Origin of the sequence: Plantibacter sp. CFBP 8775, assembly GCF_014839505.1 — a bacterium.
In the GTDB taxonomy this organism is placed as follows: Bacteria; Actinomycetota; Actinomycetes; order Actinomycetales; family Microbacteriaceae; genus Plantibacter; species Plantibacter auratus.
In genome coordinates this window covers 1,176,383-1,193,824 of record NZ_JACYNV010000001.1, presented here as the reverse complement: position 1 = coordinate 1,193,824, position 17,442 = coordinate 1,176,383, and the positions used below count along the sequence as shown (strand labels likewise).

The 17,442-nt window shown below is 69.1% G+C and carries 16 protein-coding genes; 8 read left to right on the top strand and 8 right to left on the bottom strand.

Going from position 1 to position 17,442, the window contains the following annotated elements; all coding sequences use genetic code 11:
- Positions 1-86 precede the first annotated feature (86 nt).
- The 7 genes from IFR14_RS05730 (at position 87) to IFR14_RS05700 (ending at position 6,917) form a co-directional block, all read left to right on the top strand.
- Complete coding sequence (locus tag IFR14_RS05730) at positions 87-1,430, top strand: phenylacetate--CoA ligase family protein (protein WP_191940534.1); 1,344 nt, start codon at positions 87-89, stop codon at positions 1,428-1,430.
- Positions 1,431-1,574: 144 nt separating this feature from the next.
- Positions 1,575-2,036, top strand: a complete 462-nt coding sequence (locus IFR14_RS05725; RefSeq protein WP_191940533.1) for an adenylyltransferase/cytidyltransferase family protein — start codon at positions 1,575-1,577, stop codon at positions 2,034-2,036.
- 145 nt (positions 2,037-2,181) lie between these two features.
- Positions 2,182-3,216 (top strand): glycosyltransferase, encoded by a 1,035-nt coding sequence (locus IFR14_RS05720; RefSeq protein ID WP_191940532.1) that lies wholly within the window; start codon positions 2,182-2,184, stop codon positions 3,214-3,216.
- The gene (locus IFR14_RS05715; protein ID WP_191940531.1) at positions 3,213-4,196 is read left to right on the top strand and encodes a glycosyltransferase family 2 protein; all 984 of its coding nucleotides are present in this window, start codon (positions 3,213-3,215) and stop codon (positions 4,194-4,196) included. Before IFR14_RS05720 ends, IFR14_RS05715 begins: the two co-directional genes overlap by 4 nt.
- Positions 4,193-4,900 carry a polysaccharide deacetylase family protein gene (locus IFR14_RS05710; protein WP_191940530.1) on the top strand — a complete coding sequence of 236 codons (708 nt, stop codon included), beginning with the start codon at positions 4,193-4,195 and terminating at the stop codon, positions 4,898-4,900. Before IFR14_RS05715 ends, IFR14_RS05710 begins: the two co-directional genes overlap by 4 nt.
- Positions 4,901-4,981: 81 nt before the next feature.
- Entirely contained in the window at positions 4,982-5,704 is a 723-nt protein-coding gene (locus tag IFR14_RS05705) for a polysaccharide deacetylase family protein (RefSeq protein ID WP_191940529.1), read from the top strand.
- Positions 5,705-5,837: 133 nt separating this feature from the next.
- On the top strand, positions 5,838-6,917 hold the full coding sequence (locus IFR14_RS05700; protein WP_191940528.1) for an acyltransferase family protein: 1,080 nt from the start codon (positions 5,838-5,840) through the stop codon (positions 6,915-6,917).
- Between the two features lie 46 nt (positions 6,918-6,963).
- Here IFR14_RS05700 and pip read toward each other — a convergent pair whose 3' ends face one another.
- The 4 genes from pip to recQ all read right to left on the bottom strand — a co-directional run bounded on the left by pip (position 6,964) and on the right by recQ (position 13,213).
- A complete protein-coding gene (pip, locus tag IFR14_RS05695; protein ID WP_191940527.1) occupies positions 6,964-7,923 on the bottom strand; it encodes a prolyl aminopeptidase in 960 nt (319 codons plus the stop codon).
- 65 nt (positions 7,924-7,988) lie between these two features.
- Positions 7,989-8,876, bottom strand: coding sequence for a KPN_02809 family neutral zinc metallopeptidase (gene ypfJ, locus IFR14_RS05690; protein ID WP_191940526.1), 888 nt, complete (start codon positions 8,874-8,876; stop codon positions 7,989-7,991).
- A gap of 90 nt (positions 8,877-8,966) precedes the next feature.
- Positions 8,967-11,048, bottom strand: a complete 2,082-nt coding sequence (locus IFR14_RS05685) for an acyl-CoA dehydrogenase family protein (RefSeq protein ID WP_191940525.1) — start codon at positions 11,046-11,048, stop codon at positions 8,967-8,969.
- 161 nt (positions 11,049-11,209) lie between these two features.
- Positions 11,210-13,213 (bottom strand): DNA helicase RecQ, encoded by a 2,004-nt coding sequence (recQ, locus tag IFR14_RS05680; protein WP_191940524.1) that lies wholly within the window; start codon positions 13,211-13,213, stop codon positions 11,210-11,212.
- A gap of 208 nt (positions 13,214-13,421) precedes the next feature.
- On the opposite strand from recQ, the gene IFR14_RS05675 reads away from it, so the two are divergent.
- Positions 13,422-14,078 (top strand): fasciclin domain-containing protein, encoded by a 657-nt coding sequence (locus tag IFR14_RS05675; RefSeq protein WP_079705110.1) that lies wholly within the window; start codon positions 13,422-13,424, stop codon positions 14,076-14,078.
- A gap of 524 nt (positions 14,079-14,602) precedes the next feature.
- Here the strand turns inward: IFR14_RS05675 and IFR14_RS05670 are convergent.
- The 4 genes from IFR14_RS05670 to IFR14_RS05655 form a co-directional block, all read right to left on the bottom strand.
- On the bottom strand, positions 14,603-15,262 hold the full coding sequence (locus tag IFR14_RS05670) for a copper resistance CopC family protein (RefSeq protein WP_137242287.1): 660 nt from the start codon (positions 15,260-15,262) through the stop codon (positions 14,603-14,605).
- Entirely contained in the window at positions 15,262-16,029 is a 768-nt protein-coding gene (locus tag IFR14_RS05665; RefSeq protein WP_085511800.1) for a YcnI family copper-binding membrane protein, read from the bottom strand. Before IFR14_RS05665 ends, IFR14_RS05670 begins: the two co-directional genes overlap by 1 nt.
- A gap of 145 nt (positions 16,030-16,174) precedes the next feature.
- Positions 16,175-16,789 carry a hypothetical protein gene (locus IFR14_RS05660; RefSeq protein ID WP_191940523.1) on the bottom strand — a complete coding sequence of 205 codons (615 nt, stop codon included), beginning with the start codon at positions 16,787-16,789 and terminating at the stop codon, positions 16,175-16,177.
- 209 nt (positions 16,790-16,998) lie between these two features.
- A complete protein-coding gene (locus IFR14_RS05655; RefSeq protein ID WP_159877764.1) occupies positions 16,999-17,442 on the bottom strand; it encodes a DUF3592 domain-containing protein in 444 nt (147 codons plus the stop codon).

The window sequence follows — 17,442 nt, the reverse complement described above, 5'->3', positions numbered from 1 at the left end:
GCATCCCGAGCAGCACGGTGGCGTCACCCGAACCATCACTCACCTTCCCGTACGCGGCCCATCCGCGTCCCTGTCTGGAGGCCTCCGTGTCGTTTCCCCACACCGTCCTCGCGCTGAAGCGCGGCACCGTCCTGCGCTCGAGCGACCGCCTCGACCGACAGCTCGAACGCGATGAGCGGCTCGACCCTGACGCGCTTGCCGCACTCAGCGCCGAACGGTCGATCGCGCACGCTCGATTCGCGATGGAGCACAGTCCCTTCTACCGCGAGCGATACGGATCCGCCGGGTTCACCCTGGACGACCTCCGAGACCCGGCGGCCTTCGATGAGCTGCCGATCATCGAGAAGGCGGATGTCCGCGAACACGCCGCCGCGTTCAGGACGCCGGAAGCCGACGACCGCACGAGTGCCGTTTCGACGACGGGAGGGAGCACCGGTGAGCCGCTGCGGCTCCTCAGAGACCTGCGATTCCCTGCGCGGGCACTCGAATGGCGGTTGTTCCGATGGTGGGGCGTCGATCCGTCGGACAACACCGCGCTGCTCTCCCGGCACGTGAAATCGGCTCGCGCCGAGCTCAAACATGCTGCCGCCTGGTGGCCGTCTCGACGGATTCAACTCGATGCGAACCACATGGACCCCGAACACGTCGATCGTTTCGTCGAGGGTTGGCAACGGATCCGCCCGAAGGCGCTCGTCGGGTATGTCGGTGGGATCGCCGAACTGGCGAGGCTTCTCGACGAACGGGGGCTCTCCATCGCGGCGCCGACTGCCGTAGCAGTGACTGCGGCGCCGATCACCCCGGCACAGCGTGAACTCATCGGCCGCGTCTTCCGAGCGCCCGTTTACGACCACTACCGGTCCGCCGAGATCCCCTGGATGGGCGGCGAGTGCAGCGCGCACGACGGCCTCCACGTCTTCTCGGACGTCCGTACGCTCGACCTCGTGGACGAGTCCGATCGCCCAGTGCCAGACGGCACCGTCGGGCAAGTCGTCTTCACCGACCTCACGAATCGGGTGTTCCCACTCGTCCGGTACCGATTGGGCGACCGGACGGCTCGGATGCAGGGCGAGTGCAGCTGCGGCGTCACGCTCCCGCGCATCACCGCGGTCGTCGGTCGGGTGTCCGAGGCGCTGCACCTGCCGGACGGCCGGGTGATCGCCGGTGAAGGACTGACCCAGCTCTTCGCGACCGCTCCAGGCGCCGTGCGTCAGTTCCAAATCCACCAACTCGCGGACCACTCGATCGTCGTCCGAGTCGTCTCGTCCGGTGCCGACGACGCCCCCGGGGCGATCCGCGCCGCCGTCGATCGTCTCGCAGCGATGACGAGCGGCTCCGTTCCGGTGAGCCTCGAACTCGTCGCCGACATCCCCCACGACCGGGGAAAGGTCAGGTACATCAGGAGCGACGTCGCGAAGCGACCGACCGCCTGACCCCCGGACGGGGAGCCCCTGAAGGTGGACTCGTGCGGGCGAAAACCGCCTCCTACCATCGCAGGTGGACCTCGCTGCGCGAAGACCGTCGACCGCACCCGAGCGGACGTCGGCACCGTCGAGGCCTGCCTGCCAGGGGGATACATGTCTGCATCACGCGGTTCGAGAGTCGGCTATGCAGCCGGTGCGTTCGACCTGTTCCACGTCGGTCACCTCAACATCCTGAAGCACGCGAAAGCATCCTGCGACTATCTGATCGCCGGTGTGGTGTCCGACGAGCTGCTTCGGACTCGGAAACGCATCGAGCCCATCGTGCCCCTCTCTGAACGACTCGAGATCGTGCGCCACATCGCGTTCGTCGACGAGGCGGTGGAAGAGACCTGGGACGACAAACTCCAAGCCTGGGAAGCACTCCGGTTCGACATCTTCTTCAAAGGTGACGACTGGAGGGGTACTGCGGAAGGTCTCCGCCTCGAGGAGGAGTTCTCGAAGGTCGGCGTCGAAGTCGTCTACTTCCCGTACACGATGAGCACCTCCAGCACCGCCCTGCGCCGCGCGCTCGCCCACCTGGACGAGCAGCGCGAGTTCGAATCCGTCAAGGCCTGACCGAGCACTCCATCCCGCCGTCCCCTCCGCGCGGGAGCGTCTCCCGCGGCCGGCCTGCGCCGACGTCGGCGACTGGTACGCTCACCCGGCCCCTGCCACACTGGCCCGAGACGCCCGCCGTCCGGCGTCCACCCAGAGGAAGTACATGACTTCACCGATCACCGTCCTGCAGCAGTTCCCGGTGCCGCGCCCGACCACGAACCCGTACCTGATCATGCTCGCGGACCATCTGCGAGCAGTTCCGGGGGTCACCGTCCTCAACTTCACGTGGATGACCGCGTTCCGCGGGCGGTACGACGTGTTCCATGTGCATTGGCCGGAGATCCTCGGGACCGGGAACGGTGCGCTCAAGAGTCTTGCTCGTCAGGTACTGACGGTGCTCCTGCTCGTCCGACTGGCAGCGACCCGCACGCCGATCGTGCGCACCGTGCACAACGTCGAACTCCCGTCCGGATTGAACCGTCGCCAGCGCGCGCTGCTCCGCCTCATCGACCGGCGGACCGCTCACCGCATCACCCTGAACACCACGACCACGCTCCCCGCGGGCCAGGACTCCACCTTGATCCCGCACGGCCACTACCGCGAGTGGTTCGCCCGATACGCGCGCGCCGAGGCCATCGCGGGCCGTCTGGGCTATTTCGGTCTCGTACGTCGGTACAAGGGCGTTGAGACGCTGCTCGACGCGTTCGACCACCTTGCGACGCGAGACGCCGAGGTCTCTCTTCGCATCGGCGGACGTCCATCGACGCCGGAGCTGCAGGCGACGGTCGAGGGGCTGGTCACCCGTCCTGCCCGCACCCTCCTCGATCTGCACTTCCTGTCCGATGCCGAACTGGTCGACATCGCCACGGGGGCCGAACTCGTCGTCCTCCCCTATCGGTTCATGCACAACTCCGGGAGCACCCTCGCCGCTCTGTCGCTCGACCGACCTGTCCTGGTGCCGGACAACGAGGTCAACCGGGCGTTGGAAGCAGAGGTCGGGCCCGGGTGGGTGCACCGCTTCACCGGGGAGCTCGACGCAGAGGACCTGACCGTCGCGCTCTCCGCAGTCCGCTCGACCGACCGCGCCACTCCGGTGTTCCGGGATCGCGAATGGGGTCTTGCGGCTACGCGGCACGTCGAGGCGTACCGCCGCGCAATCCGCTCGCGCCCGCGCAGGTCCGAAGGGCTTCAGGCATGAGCCCCCACAATCGAACGGACGAGCCCGTCGACCTCGTCGTGGGCATCCTCACGTTCAAGCGCCCCGAGGACCTTGCAGCCTCCCTGCCGAAAGTGCTCTCACAGGTGCAGGCCTTGGCGGAGAACGATCCTCTGATCGCCTCGGCTCACGTTCTCGTGGTCGACAACGATCCCGCCGGGTCGGCACGGAACGTCGTGGCGGGACTCGACGTCGTCCGGTACGCCGTGGAAACGACCCCAGGCATCGCCGCTGCCCGCAATCGGGTCCTGTCGGAAGCGGCAGACGCACGCCTCCTCGTCTTCATCGATGACGACGAGGAACCCGACGAGCACTGGTTGGAGCCGCTGGTACAGACCTGGCGGGCGTCGGGTGCGAGTGCGGTGATGGGGCGGGTGGTGTCCCACCTGCCCGCGGAGACCGAACAATGGGTCGTCCTCGGTGGGTTCTTCTCGCGTCCGCAGCGAGCCACCGGCACCGAGATCCCCGAGGCTGCGGCGGGAAACCTCCTGCTCGATCTCGAGGACATCCGGCGCTTCGACCTGCGATTCGACCAACGCCTGGCGCTCGGTGGCGGCGAGGACTCGCTGTTCACCCGCCAACTCGTGCGAGCCGGCGGCCGGATCGTCTGGTGCAACGAATCACTGACCCACGACTACGTCGCCGCCGAACGCGCCAACCGCGCTTGGACGACCCGACGAGCCTGGAGTCACGGCAACACCCGGGTGACGATCGACCGTATGCTCGCTGAGCGTCCGATGGAACGGCTCGTGATCCGCTGTCGTGCGGCCGTCGGAGGTGCCGTCCGCATCGGCGTCGGCGCCCTGCGCACGGCGCTCGGTGTCATCACGCGATCGGTGCTGCACCGGGTCAAGGGTGTGCGCGGGATGAGTCGGGGGGCCGGTATGTTCGTCGGCGCGTTCGGCGTCGTCGTCCAGGAGTACGCGAGGCCGGAACCCTCCGAGGAGGCCACCCTCCGATGAGTGCCGGAAACCGATTGCGTCGGGCGGTGCCGTTCGTGGGATCGCTCACGGACATCCGCACTCCTCGACCCGAGGTCGTGCTGACGTACGACGACGGCCCTCATCCGACGGGGACTCGGGCGGTGATGCAAGCTCTCGCCGCCCATGGCGCGACGGCGACCTTCTTCGTCCTCCTCTCTCGCGCACGTGTGCACCCCGAGATCATCGGTGAAGTGACCGCCGCCGGCCATGAGATCGGGCTGCATGGACCGGATCACCGCAGGCTCACGTCGTTCTCAGCGAGAGAGGTGGTCCGACGCACTCGTGACGCCAAGCGTGAACTCGAGGATCTGACGGGCACGTCCGTCCGCTGGTTCCGGCCGCCCTATGGCGCGCAACGGTTGAGTACCTGGGCGGCAGTGCGCAGGGCGGGCTTGGAAGTGGTCCTCTGGTCTGCGACGACCTGGGATGCTCGACACGTCTCCATGGAGGAGCGACTGACGCACGCGCTCACCGAGGTCGGACGGGGCTCCATCCTCCTGGCTCACGACGCCTTCGCCAGTGCTGCGGACGGGGTCGACGACGGCGACGAGCCTGAGGTCGACCGCGGGGCACTGACCTCGCTCCTCCTGAGTGAGTTCTCGCAACGCGGCCTGCGCGGGACGTCGCTGTCGCAGGCACTCCAGCACGGCACACCCCGACGGACAGCCCTCTTCTCAGCGTAGCCACGGCAAGGACGGTCCGACTGCCGATCGAGACCACAGCGAGGTACTGTTGGACGGATCGACTCACAGGGCGGTGGACACATGACGAAGGCTCGGCAGGCGCTGCTCGCACGCCTCACCGGTTCGCTCCCCGTCCATGGTTCCATCGTCGGTGTCGCCACCGAGGAGCGCACGGTCGTCATGACCTACGGCGACGGTCCGAGCCCCGACGGCACGCCGGGTGTCCTCGACGCCCTCGCCGAGGCCGGCGCGACCGCCACGTTCTTCGTCCTCGTCGGCCGCGCACGGAAGCACCCCGGGCTCCTCGAACGCATCGTCGCAGGCGGGCATGAGCTCGCCCTGCACGGCGACGACCACGTGCGCCTCACCGACTTCTCCGAGGAGATCGCCTACCGGCGCACCCTCGCGGCCAAGCAGGAACTCGAACAGCTGAGCGGCCAGTCGATCGAATGGTTCCGGCCGCCGTACGGCGCGCAGAGCATCGAAACGTGGCAGGCCGTCAAACGGGCCGGCCTGCAGACGGTGCTCTGGACGGCGACCGCCTGGGACGTCAAGGACGTCGGCGAGCACGAGCGCGTCGCCCACGCCGTCCGGCACTGCCATCAGGGTTCGATCCTGCTCGCGCACGACGGCTTCGCCGGCCCGGCCGACGGCGTCGACGACGGCCCGGAGCCCGAGGTGGACCGCGGCGCGCTCGCAGCAGAGCTGCTGAGCGGCTTCGCCCGCGAGGGTCTCGTCGGCCGCTCGCTCGGCGAGGCCCTGCGGGTGGGCAAGGCCGTCCGCCGGGCCCGCTTCACGGAGTGACCACCCCCGGTTTGGGGGTTTGGATTCGACTCCGGACCAGGGAATTCCTGCCCTGTTGACCCCCGTCTGATGTTAGCCTGGACGTCGAATCAGGCCAGGTCCACCCGAAGGACCTGCCGCAAGGGGAACAGTCATGCCAGCGCTTCCTCGCTCCAAGTACGACGGCATCCAGTCGCTGCGCTTCGTCGCGGCATTACTCGTCGTGATCACCCACTCGACCTTCTACGCGAGTGAGCGGCTCGGCGCGGGATCGGACACCTGGCACTTCGGCGAGGTCGGCGTCGACATCTTCTTCGTGATCAGCGGCTTCGTCATGATGATCTCCGCGGGCAGCCTGGCCGGAACCAAGGACGGCTGGAAGTTCTTCGGCATGCGCCGACTCGTCCGCATCGTGCCCATGTACTGGCTCGCGACCACTGCGAAACTCGCGACCCTCGTCCTGCTCCCCTCCGCCGTGTTGCACGCCAGCCTGAATCCGGGCACGACGATCCTGTCGTACCTGTTCCTCCCGTCACGCAATGCTGAGGGCCGGATCGAACCGCTGCTCGGCGTCGGTTGGACGCTCACGTTCGAGATGTTCTTCTATGCGGTGTTCACGATCGCGCTCCTCGTCCGGGCGAAGCCGATCTACTTCTGCGCGGCGATCCTGTCTGCAGCCGCAGTCGGCTCGGCCTTCCGCGGTGACGACTGGCCCCCGGCAACCGTCTACCTCAATCCGATCGTCCTGTACTTCCTCGTCGGCATGGTCATCGGACAGTGGACGAAGGACCGGTCGGTCACACGGCTGGCGGCCTGGCTCGGCTACATCGTCGCTCTGTGGGCGATCATCCCGCTGCTCGACGGCTCATACACGTGGACAGACGCACAGGGCCTCATTCGTCACCTCGCCGTCGCCGCACTGCTCTTGGCCGTGACAGCTGCTGAGCCCTGGATCGGCGGGCGGATACCGAAGCCGATGATCTTCATGGGCGACGCGTCCTACAGCCTCTACCTGTTCCACCCGCTCATCGCGCCCATCGTCCCGATCCTCCTCGCGAAGATCGGTTTCCCTTCGGTGCCGTTGTCGATCGTCCTGTCCATCGTCGTGGTGACGATGGCCGCCGCGCTCATCTACCGGTACGTGGAGCGCCCGATCACCCGTGTGCTGCAGGCGCGACTCCCCTACGTCCGACGCCACAAGGCTGCGACGATCGAACCCGCACCGGTCGCCTGAGTACGAGCGCAGGCCTGTCGCCCCGCAGCCCGCGGCGACCCGCCCTTCAGTCCTTCGCGAACCGGTCCGTCGCGTCGATGAGCGCCGACAGGATGCCCGGCTCGTCGAAGGCGTGCCCCGCGTCGGGGACGATCGTGAAGTCCGCTTCCGGCCAGGCCCGGTGCAGGTCCCACGCGGTGAAGACCGGGGTGCACATGTCGTAGCGGCCCTGGACGATCACGCCGGGCACCCCTGCGAGCTTGCCGGCGTCGCGGATGAGCTGCTCGGGTTCGAACCAGCCCTTGTTCGTGAAGAAGTGGTTCTCGATGCGCGCGAACGCCACCGCGAAGTGCGGGTCGGTGAACCGCGCGACGGTCTCCTCCTGCGGTAGGAGGGTGATCGTCGACGACTCCCACCGCGACCAGGCGACGGCCGCCGGCCCATGGACGGCCGGGTCCTCGTCGAACAGGCGACGGTGGTAGGCCTCGATGAGGTGGCGGCGCTCGTCGACAGGGATCGGCTCGAGGTAGCCCTCCCACAGGTCGGGGAAGACCGCGGACGCACCGCCCTCGTAGAACCAGTCGAGCTCGGCGTCGCGCAGCGTGAAGATGCCGCGGAGCACGAGCTCGGTGACGCGCTTCGTGTGCTTCTGGGCGTACGCGAGCGCGAGGGTCGAACCCCAGGACCCGCCGAACACCATCCAGCGCTTGATCTTCAGCGCCTTCCGCAGCACCTCGAGGTCGGCGACGAGGTGCCAGGTGGTGTTCGTCGACAGGTCGGCCGCCGGGTCGCTCGCGTGCGGGGTGCTCCTGCCGCAGCCGCGCTGGTCGACGAGGACGATGCGGTACCGCTTCGGGTCGAACAGCCGACGGTGGATCGGGCTCGTCGCGCCGCCCGGGCCGCCGTGGAGGAACACGACGGGCTTGCCGTCGGGGTTGCCGGAGGTCTCCCAGTACAGCGACTGCCCGTCGCCGACGTCGAGCATGCCGGTCTCGTACGGCTCGATCTCGGGATACGGCTCACCCATACGGTCCACTTCCTCCTGTGTTCACGACACGTGTCTCATCTAGCATGCCGCACCCGGCCCGCCGGTCAGAGCTGGTCGGCGGACACCGAGAAGGTGTCGCACGCGGACGGACCGGACTGGTAGCCGGTCATGAACCAGCGCTGCCGCTGCTCGGCGGAGCCGTGGGTCCACGCCTCGGGGTTCACCTGGCCGGTCGCGGCCTCCTGGATGCGGTCGTCGCCGACGGCCGCTGCGGCGCTCAGCGCGTCGTCGATCTCCTGCTGGGTCACGGGCTTCAGGAAGGCGACCCCCTTCGTGTCCTCGGTGTCGGACGCGGCGGCGACCCACGCGCCGGCGAAGCAGTCGGCCTGCACCTCGATGCGCACGGAGTCGGAGGCCGGGCCCGTACCGCTGCGGTCGGCGCGGTCCATGATGCCGGTGAGCGCCTGGATATGGTGCCCCCACTCGTGGGCGACGACGTACATCTCGGCGAGCGGTCCGCCCGAGGCGCCGAAGCGGTCGCGCAGTTCGGCGTAGAAGCTGGTGTCGATGTAGATGGTCTGGTCCGGCGGGCAGTAGAACGGGCCGGTGGCGCTCGTGGCGGCGCCGCAACCCGTGTTCGTCTGCTGGTCGAAGATGATGAAGTCCGCCGGCGAGGTGTAGTCGGCACCGAGCGCGGGGAGCTCCTCGGCCCAGTAGGCGTCGAGCGACGAGTAGGCACCGCCCATGCGGCAGTCGACGTTCGCGTTCGCGTCGGCACCGGTCTGGCACTCGTCGGAGAGTTGGCTCTCCTCCTGCTGGCCCCCGCCGACGCCACCGCCGCCGAGGATGCCCGACACGTCGACCCCGAGGAACTGCGAGATGAGGGCGATCACGATGACGCCGACCGCGCCGCCACCGACGGCGATGCCGGTCGTGCGGCCCCGTCGCTTGACCTTGTTCCCGCTGATGTCGGCGTTGTCGTTGAACGTCATGTCGGCACCCTATCGCGCAGCGCGAGGTGAGGCATATCGTCACCCGCCCCTTGCGCGGACGACGATCTGCCTCCTCTCAACCGCGCGTGGTCAGCGGGACTTCTTCGTGAGCGTCTTCTCGTCGACGGGTGCGTCGCCCGAGGCACGGAGCTCGGCGAAGTAGTCGGCGGCCTCCTGCTGACGCTGCGCCTCCTGGCCGGTCGCGATGGGTGCGCGCACGTGCTCGGGGGCGAACCCGAACGCCTCGACGAGGTCGAGGGCGTGCGGACGCAGCCGGGCGATGAGGCGGTCGACGTAGGCACTGACGGCCTGGCCGCGCTGCGGGGAGAGGCGCCCGTGGATGAGGTACCAGGCGAGGTGCTTCTCGATGAGCGAGAGCCCGAAGAGGTCGTGCACCCAGGTCAGCACCTGCTTGGTGCCGGGGTCCTGGATCTGCTCGACACCCTCGGTGAACGCCTCCCACTGCAGGAGCTCGCCGTGCGCCCGCGCGGCCTCGATGAGCTCGTTCTGGTGTGCGTTGAAGAGGTCGGACGCGGCCTGCTTGGAGAGCTTGTTCGCGCCGCGCAGCTTCGTCGCGACCTCGGCGATCATCGACTCGACGCGCTCGGTCAACAGCTCGCGCTGGACGTTCGTGTCGCGCAGCTGGCTCACCGAGCGTGCCGTCGACCCGAAGTCCTTCACGGTCTGCGCGAGGCTCCGGAGTCCGCTGCTGTGCACGGCGCGGTCGGTCGCCTGCTCGACGACGTAACGGGCGAGCGCACCGGCGTCGACCTTCGCGAACTTCCGGCTGTAGTCGGTGAGGAGGCGCTTGGCGACGAGCTGCAGCAGCACGTTGTTGTCGCCCTCGAACGTCGCGTAGACGTCGAGGTCGGCGCGCAGCCCGGTGAGGCGGTTCTCCGCGAGGAATCCGTTGCCACCGCACGCCTCGCGCGCCTCCTGGAGCGTGTCGAGCGCGTGCCAGGTCGACAGCGGCTTGAGGGCCGCCGCGAGCGTCTCGAGGTCCTGACGGTCGTCGTCCGAGTCGGCCTTGCCGCTGAACACCTCGTCGAACTTCACGAGCAGCCGATCGTGGGCGAAGATCTGCGCGTACGTCGTCGCGAGACGCGGCAGGAGCCGGCGCTGGTGGCGCTGGTAGTCGAGGATGACCTCCTCCTGGGTGTCGCTGCCCGCGTTGAACTGCCGACGCTCACTGCCGTAGGTGATCGCGATCTGCAGAGCGAGCGCGGAGGCCGACGTCGCGGCTCCGTCGAGGGACACCCGACCCTGGACGAGCGTGCCGAGCATGGTGAAGAAGCGTCGCCCGGGGCTCTTGATGGGCGAGGAGTAGGTGCCGTCCTCGGCGACGTCACCGTAGCGGTTGAGGAGGTTGGTGCGCGGCACGCGGACGCCGGTGAAGTGCAGCCGGCCGTTGTCGATGCCGTTGAGCCCACCCTTCAGGCCGTCGTCCTCGCCGCCGATCCCGGGGAGGAATGCGCCCTCGTCGTCGCGGATGGGCACGTAGAAGCAGTGCACGCCGTGGTTCACACCGTTCGTGATGAGCTGCGCGAACAGGGTCGCCGCCTTGCCGTGCACGGCCGCGTTGCCGAGGTAGTCCTTCCACGCCGCGCGGAACGGCGTGTCGATGACGAACTCCTGGGTCTCCGGGTCGTACGTCGCGGTGGTCGCGATCGAGGCGACGTCGGAGCCGTGACCGGACTCCGTCATCGCGAAGGCACCCGGGACGTCGAGGTTCATCGCGCCGGGCAGGAACGCGTCGTGGTGCGGCTCGGTGCCGAGGTGCAGGATCGCCGCACCGAAGAGGCCCCACTGGACACCGGACTTGATCTGGAGGGACGGATCCGCGAGGACGAGCTCCTCGAACCCGGCGATGTTGCCGCCGTGATCGTCGGCACCGCCGAGGCGCTTCGGGAACGCCTTGAGCACCTGACCGTTCTCGACGAGGAGCTTCAGCTGGTGGAAGACGCGGTCGCGGTGGTCGTCCATCGACTGGCCCTCGATCCGCTGCATCTCCGGCTTGGCGGCGAGTGCGCGCGACGCGAGACGGGCCTCCGGCCAGGTGCCGAGCAGCTGGTGGGCGAGCGCCGTGACGTCGATCCGCGCGTCGGACGGCGCCACCTCGACCGTCGCTGCCGTAGTACCGCTGACGCTCGTCCGGATCGCTGTGTCGACCATCGCTGTGTCCTGCCTTTCACCCATGAAAACCTCCCACAATGGTAGGACTGTCATAACGATGGGTGAAAGCGCCTGTGGGATGTGGACAAGGGCCCGCCCGATCGCCGACGATCGACTTGGTCCTCCCCCACAGCTGTCGCAGCTCGCTCTCAGGAGCGGCGTCAGGCGTTGGCGGCGACGACCTCGATGAGCGCCTGCCCGTAGGCGTCGAGCTTCTTCGCGCCGATGCCGCTGATGCCGTCGAGCGCACCGAGCGAGTCGGGCTTCGCCGTCGCGACCTCCCGCAGGGTCGCGTCGCCGAAGACGATGTAGGCGGGGACGCCCTGCTCCTTCGCCACCCCGGCGCGCCAGGCACGCAGGGCCTGGAACAGCTCGGCCGCGGCCGGCTCGAGCTCGGCGTTCGCGCTCGACGAGCGAGAGGACGACCTCGACGAGGAGCGGGCAGCACGTTCCGGCTCGCGGCGCATGGCGACCGGCCGATTCCCCGCGAGCACCTCGGCGCTCCCGTCGGTGAGGCCGAGCGTGCCGTACTCACCGACGGTGGCCAGGAGGTCGCGTGCGAGCAACTGACGGACGACGCCGCGCCACTCCTGGTCGCTGAGGTCCTCGCCGATGCCGAAGGTCGCGAGTTCGTCGTGACGCTGCTGGGCGACGCGGTCGGTCCGCTTGCCGCGGAGGATGTCGATGATCTGCCCCGCGCCGAAGGACTGGTTGCGCTCGCGCTTCAGGCGCACGATCGTCGAGAGGAGCTTCTGCGCCGGTACTGTGCCGTCCCAAGTGACCGGAGGTTCGAGACAGGTGTCGCAGTTACCGCACGGCGTGGAGGGCTGACCGAAGTAGCGGAGCAGGTTGACCCGACGGCAGTCGACGGTCTCGCAGAGGGCCAGCATCGCGTCGAGGTGCGCGCTGAGGTTGCGCTGGTGCGCGAGGTCGCCCGGCGACTCGGCGATCATGCGCCGCTGCTGGACGACGTCCTGCAGGCCGTAGGCGAGCCAGGCGATGGACGGCTCGCCGTCGCGCCCCGCACGGCCGGTCTCCTGGTAGTAGCCTTCGACGCTCTTCGGGAGGTCGACGTGGGCGACGAAGCGGACGTCCGGCTTGTCGATCCCCATGCCGAAGGCGATGGTCGCGACGACCACGACGCCGTCCTCGCGGAGGAAGCGTGACTGCGCAGCCGCTCGAACGGAGGCGTCGAGTCCGGCGTGGTACGCCACGGCGTCCACCCCGTTGTCGCGCAGGAGCTGGGCCGTCTGCTCCACCGTCTTGCGACTCAGGCAGTACACGATCCCGGCGGTGCCGGCCGGCTGCTCCTTGACGAACGCGACGAGCTGCTTGCGGACCTCGTTCTTGCCGACGATCCGGTACTGGATGTTCGGGCGGTCGAAGCTCGAGACGAAGTGCTTCGCCTCGCCGAGGTGGAGCCGCTGCGTGATCTCCTGGTGCGTCGCCTCGGTGGCGGTCGCGGTGAGCGCGATGCGCGGGACGTCGGGCCAGCGTTCGGCGAGCTCGCCGAGCATGAGGTAGTCGGGACGGAAGTCGTGCCCCCACTGCGACACACAGTGCGCCTCGTCGATCGCCAACAGGGCGATGGTGCCCTGGCTGAGGAACCGGCGCGTCGCCTCGGAGCTCAGGCGCTCGGGCGCGACGTAGAGGAGGTCGAGCTCACCGGCGAGGTAAGCCTGTTCGACCCGGGAGCGCTCAGCGGGATCCTGCGTCGAGTTGAGGAACGCGGCGCGGACGCCGACGGCGAGCAGCGCGTCGACCTGATCCTGCATGAGGGCGATGAGCGGCGAGACGACGATGCCGGTGCCTGGTCGGAGCAGGGCGGGGATCTGATAGCAGAGGCTCTTGCCCCCACCCGTCGGCATGAGGACGACCGCGTCGCCGCCGCCGGCGACCTGCTCGATGATCTGCTGCTGCTCGCCGCGGAACGCGTCGTACCCGAAGACGGTGTGGAGTGCCTCCTGCGCCGTGGCGAACTTCTGGCCTGCCGCACGCACCGCTACCGGAGGCGCAGCGGGCGGAGCGGCTGGAGCAGACGCGACCGCTCCACTCCCCCATGCGACACCGCCGCCGAGGTACGCGTCGTCGGGCGGTGGGGCGTCGAAGTCGTCGGGAGCGTCCGCGTCGTCCGGGATCCAGTCGGGTTCGGTGCTCCAGCTCATCCGTCGATCGTAGCCGCAGCGGCTGACACCCCGGTGCCCCTCCACAGGAACGGATCCGAAGAATTTCGCTCCTCTTAATGCGCGACCCCGTCCGACACGCGATCGGATCTTTTTCCAAACCACCCCCGTGGGGGCTCCGAAGTGTCATCGAGGGCCGGTTCTGAGAGGCACTCGACAACCGGTCCAAACCTCATCAAAGGAGAATCACATGCGTACCATCAAGCGAAACCACATGGCAGTGCTCGCACTCGCCGCCGTCGCGACCTTCGGCCTCGCAGCCTGTTCCAGCGGCTCCAGCTCCGACAGCGGTTCCTCGATGGAGCCGAGCTCCGCTCCCACCGAGTCGATGGCTGCCGACCCCGCAGCGGACCTCGTCGGCTCGGGCTGCGCCGCCTACGCTGACGCCGTCCCGGACGGTGCTGGCTCCGTCGCCGGCATGTCGGCCGACCCCGTCGCCGTCGCCGCGTCCAACAACCCGCTGCTGACCACGCTCACCGCTGCGGTCTCCGGCCAGCTGAACCCCGACGTCAACCTCGTCGACACGCTGAACGGCTCCGAGTTCACCGTCTTCGCTCCGGTCGACGACGCGTTCAAGAAGATCGACGCTGCGACGATCGACAGCCTCAAGACGCCTGAGGGCGCTGCGACGCTGACCTCGATCCTCACGTACCACGTGATCCCCGGCCAGATCGCTCCGTCCGACATCGACGGTGAGCAGACCACCGTCGAGGGTGGAACCGTCAAGGTCGAGGGCTCGGGTGACAACATCACCGTCAACGGTGCCAAGGTCATCTGCGGTGGCGTCAAGACCGCCAACGCGACCGTGTACCTCATCGACTCGGTGCTGATGCCGCCGGCAAAGTAGCCGACCGCGGGTTCACCCGCACGCTACACCGGTAACAACCCAACAGCCCCGTCATCCTCTCCAGGATGGCGGGGCTGTTCCGTTGTGTCGGGACCGGAACCCGCTCGCCCGACCCCGGTCACTGAGCCTGTCGAAGTGCCCCCGAAGCACCTCGCCAGCCGGAAGCACCACCGACCGGACTACCCTTCGACAAGCTCAGGGACCGAAGCGTGTCACCTCCCCCGGTCACTGAGCCTGTCGAAGTGCCCACGAGATGCCCCGCCAGCCGACAGCACCATCGACCGGACTACCCTTCGAAAAGCTCAGGGACCGAGGCATGGCACCTCACCCGGTCACTGAGCCTGTCGAAGTGCCCACGAAGCACCTCGCCATCCGAGGACACCATCGACCGGACTACCCTTCGACAAGCTCAGGGACCGAACGGGGTGGCGCTCAGGGAACGCACGGGATGCCGGCACAGGGACCGGAAGAGGTGGGCTCCGGAACCGGACAGGCTGGCGCTCAGGGACCCGACGGGGTGCGGCTCAAGGACCGGACGGGGTGTCCGTGCCCTGGTCGTCCGAGGTCGGCTCCGGCTTCCGCCGGGTCACGAGCAGCACGCCGATGCCGGCGATCAGGACGACGCCGATCGCGCCGACGATCCACCACACATCGCCACTGAGCCCGCCAGAGGACGACTCCGGCTCGACACCGCCCGCCTCCGACGAGGGCTCGACGGTGGAAGCACCGCTCGTCGCGCACGCGGGCTTCGCACTCCCCGCGGCGAGTTCCTGGCCCTCGGCCGGCGCCCACTCGAAGGTGTAGCTGCCCGACAGCGGGTGGCCGTCGGTCGAGACGAGCTGCCAGACGACGGTGTACTCGCCGGCTTGCCCGAGCTGCAGCGGCATGACGAGCGCAGGGCCGTTCACGGCTGCGCACGCGGTGCCGTAGTACAGCCGCTCGTCACCCGGGCCGGTCACCTGGATCTGGTTGGACTGGCCGGCTTCGCCGAGGTCGAGCAGGTTGTCGTTCGTCGTGATGACGAGCTGCTCCGGCTGCTCGGTGATCGTCGACCCCTCGGCCGGCGTCGTCGAGATGATGCTGTTGTGCGCTGAGGCCGGCTGGGCCACGGCGAGCACCGCTGCGACCGCGAGGAACGCGGTCGCAGCGGTGCCGACGAGACGGCGACGACGGGAGACCGTCATCAGGCCTGGCGCTTCGCGTCGGACGCTGCGCGGCGTGCGGAGGCAGCGATGACGATGCCGGCGGCACCGACGACGAGACCGGCGATGCCGAGCACGCGGCCCAGCACGTCGGTGGTGCCGGCGTCGGTCGCGGCGGCGGCCTCGGTGTGGTCGCCGTCACCGTCGTCGTCCATGGCGGCGCCACCGTGGTGGTCGCCGGCCTCGGCAGCGGTCACGACGACGACGGGCGCCGGCGACTCGAGGTCGTCCTCGGTCTGACCGTCCTTCGCGACGTCGGTCCAGTCGGTCTGGCCGACCTCGCACGTCTGCGTCACCGGGAAGACGAGGGTCTTGCCCTCGGCGTCGGCGGGCAGCTGGACCTGGAAGGAGACGGTGTCGCGGTAGCCGTCGGCGAGGGGCGTCTTGGCCGTGTAGACGACCGTGCCGACGCGCTCGGCGAGCTGCTCACCGTGACTGTCGGTGATGGGCTTCGCGAGCGGGGCCATCTGCTTGTCGATGGTCCAGTTCGGGTTGACCGTCGGCGTCACGGCGTTGATCTCCTCGGGGATCTCGAAGGAGAGGCTCGTCGTGGGCGAACCGTCGCAGCCGTGACCGACGGCGAAGCTCAGCACCGTGTAGGAGCCGGCGGCCGTGGAGGTCGGCGTGACGCTGACGTGGGCGCTGGCGGCGAGCGGCGCGCCGACCGCGAGGAGCGCTCCGGCGCCGATGGCGACGGCACCGAGTACGGCGGGCTTGCGGAAGGTGGGGCGGGGGGTGGTTGCGTTCATGATCGTCCTGTCGACTGATCCGCACGGCGTCGAGCGTGCGGAATGGGGGGTGGCTCACGCCGGATGGCGCGCCGAAGGGTGCTGCTGCGTCGGGGCCGACCCGGCCACGCACGGCACCCGTCCCGGTCGGAGGGTGGTGCGTCGGTCAGGCGGCGGCGAGAGCCGGCGGACCGCGGTGTCGCAGGTGGAGCAGGACCACCCCGAGGTTGCGCGGACGGCGGTTGACCCGGACCCAGCGCACCCGACGGGGCGCGGGGACGAGGTGCGTCGGTGCCGCACGGCGGGCGAGGATCCGGACGGTCAGCGCGGCGAGCGCTGCGAGCGTCGCGCGTTCCGCGAACAGGATGGCTGCGATGGTCGCGACCGCCGCGACGAGGTGCGCCGCCCACATCGTGGTGTCGCCGTGGGTGTGCGCCGCGGTGACGCCGCCGGTCGCGAGTTCGACGACCCCGTGCCGGTGCCAGTCGGCGGGGCCGGTCGCACCGCCGGATGCGACCGTGGCGCTGACGGTGCTCGGGACGAGGGCGAAGAGCGCGTGGTAGCCGAGCTGACTCACGAGCACGGAGGCGACGACCCCGAGTGCGGTGATGCGGCGGCCGGCGAGGAGGACGCAGACCAGGACGGCGAAGGTGCCACCGACCAGGAGCACGAACGCGGACGGCGCGGCGGCCCCGCCGATCGTGTGCGAGAGGGCGGCGGCGAAGGTGGCGAACGCGGCTGCGGCGGTGCCGCGGGCGACACGGGCCCACCGTTCCGTCATGCGATGCCTCCGGGAGAGCGAGCGGACCAGGTGTCGACGCTCGTGCACACAGCCTACCCGAGCGTCGCCCTTCGACAGGCTCAGGGACCGGGGAGGGGGTGGCCAGGACGATCGGAGCCCGGACCAGGGGGTCACTCGGGGGCATTTCGACAGGCTCGATGACCGGGAGGATGGCCCTTCGACAGGCTCAGGGACCGAGGAGCGGGTGGTCAGGCCCCGGTGTCGGCGACGAACAGCAGCACGATCGAGGCGATGGAGCAGACGACGCCGATGCCGAAGGTCACGCCGAAGAGCAGGCGGAGTGCCCTCGTGTGATCGGCCGTCCGGCGGAAGCGTGCGCGCGACGGTTCCCGGCGGGCGTAGAAGACGTTCGGCTCCTCGGGGTCGCGCAGGGCGTCGAACTCCGCATCCGTGACGGGTCGTGAGTACAGCTCGGCCGCCTCGGTCATCCAGCGGACCTCGCGCCCCGGACCTCGATCGACGTCCCCGCCGCCCGCGTCCTCCGGCAGGTCCACGATGACCCCGTGCGTCTCCACCCAGCTGCCGTCCGCCGCTCGCGCGATGAGCATGACGAGCAGCACGACGACGGCGCTGCCGAAGCCGATCCAGGTGAAGACCTCGAAGACGAGGCCGAGGAGATCGTGGGGGTCCAC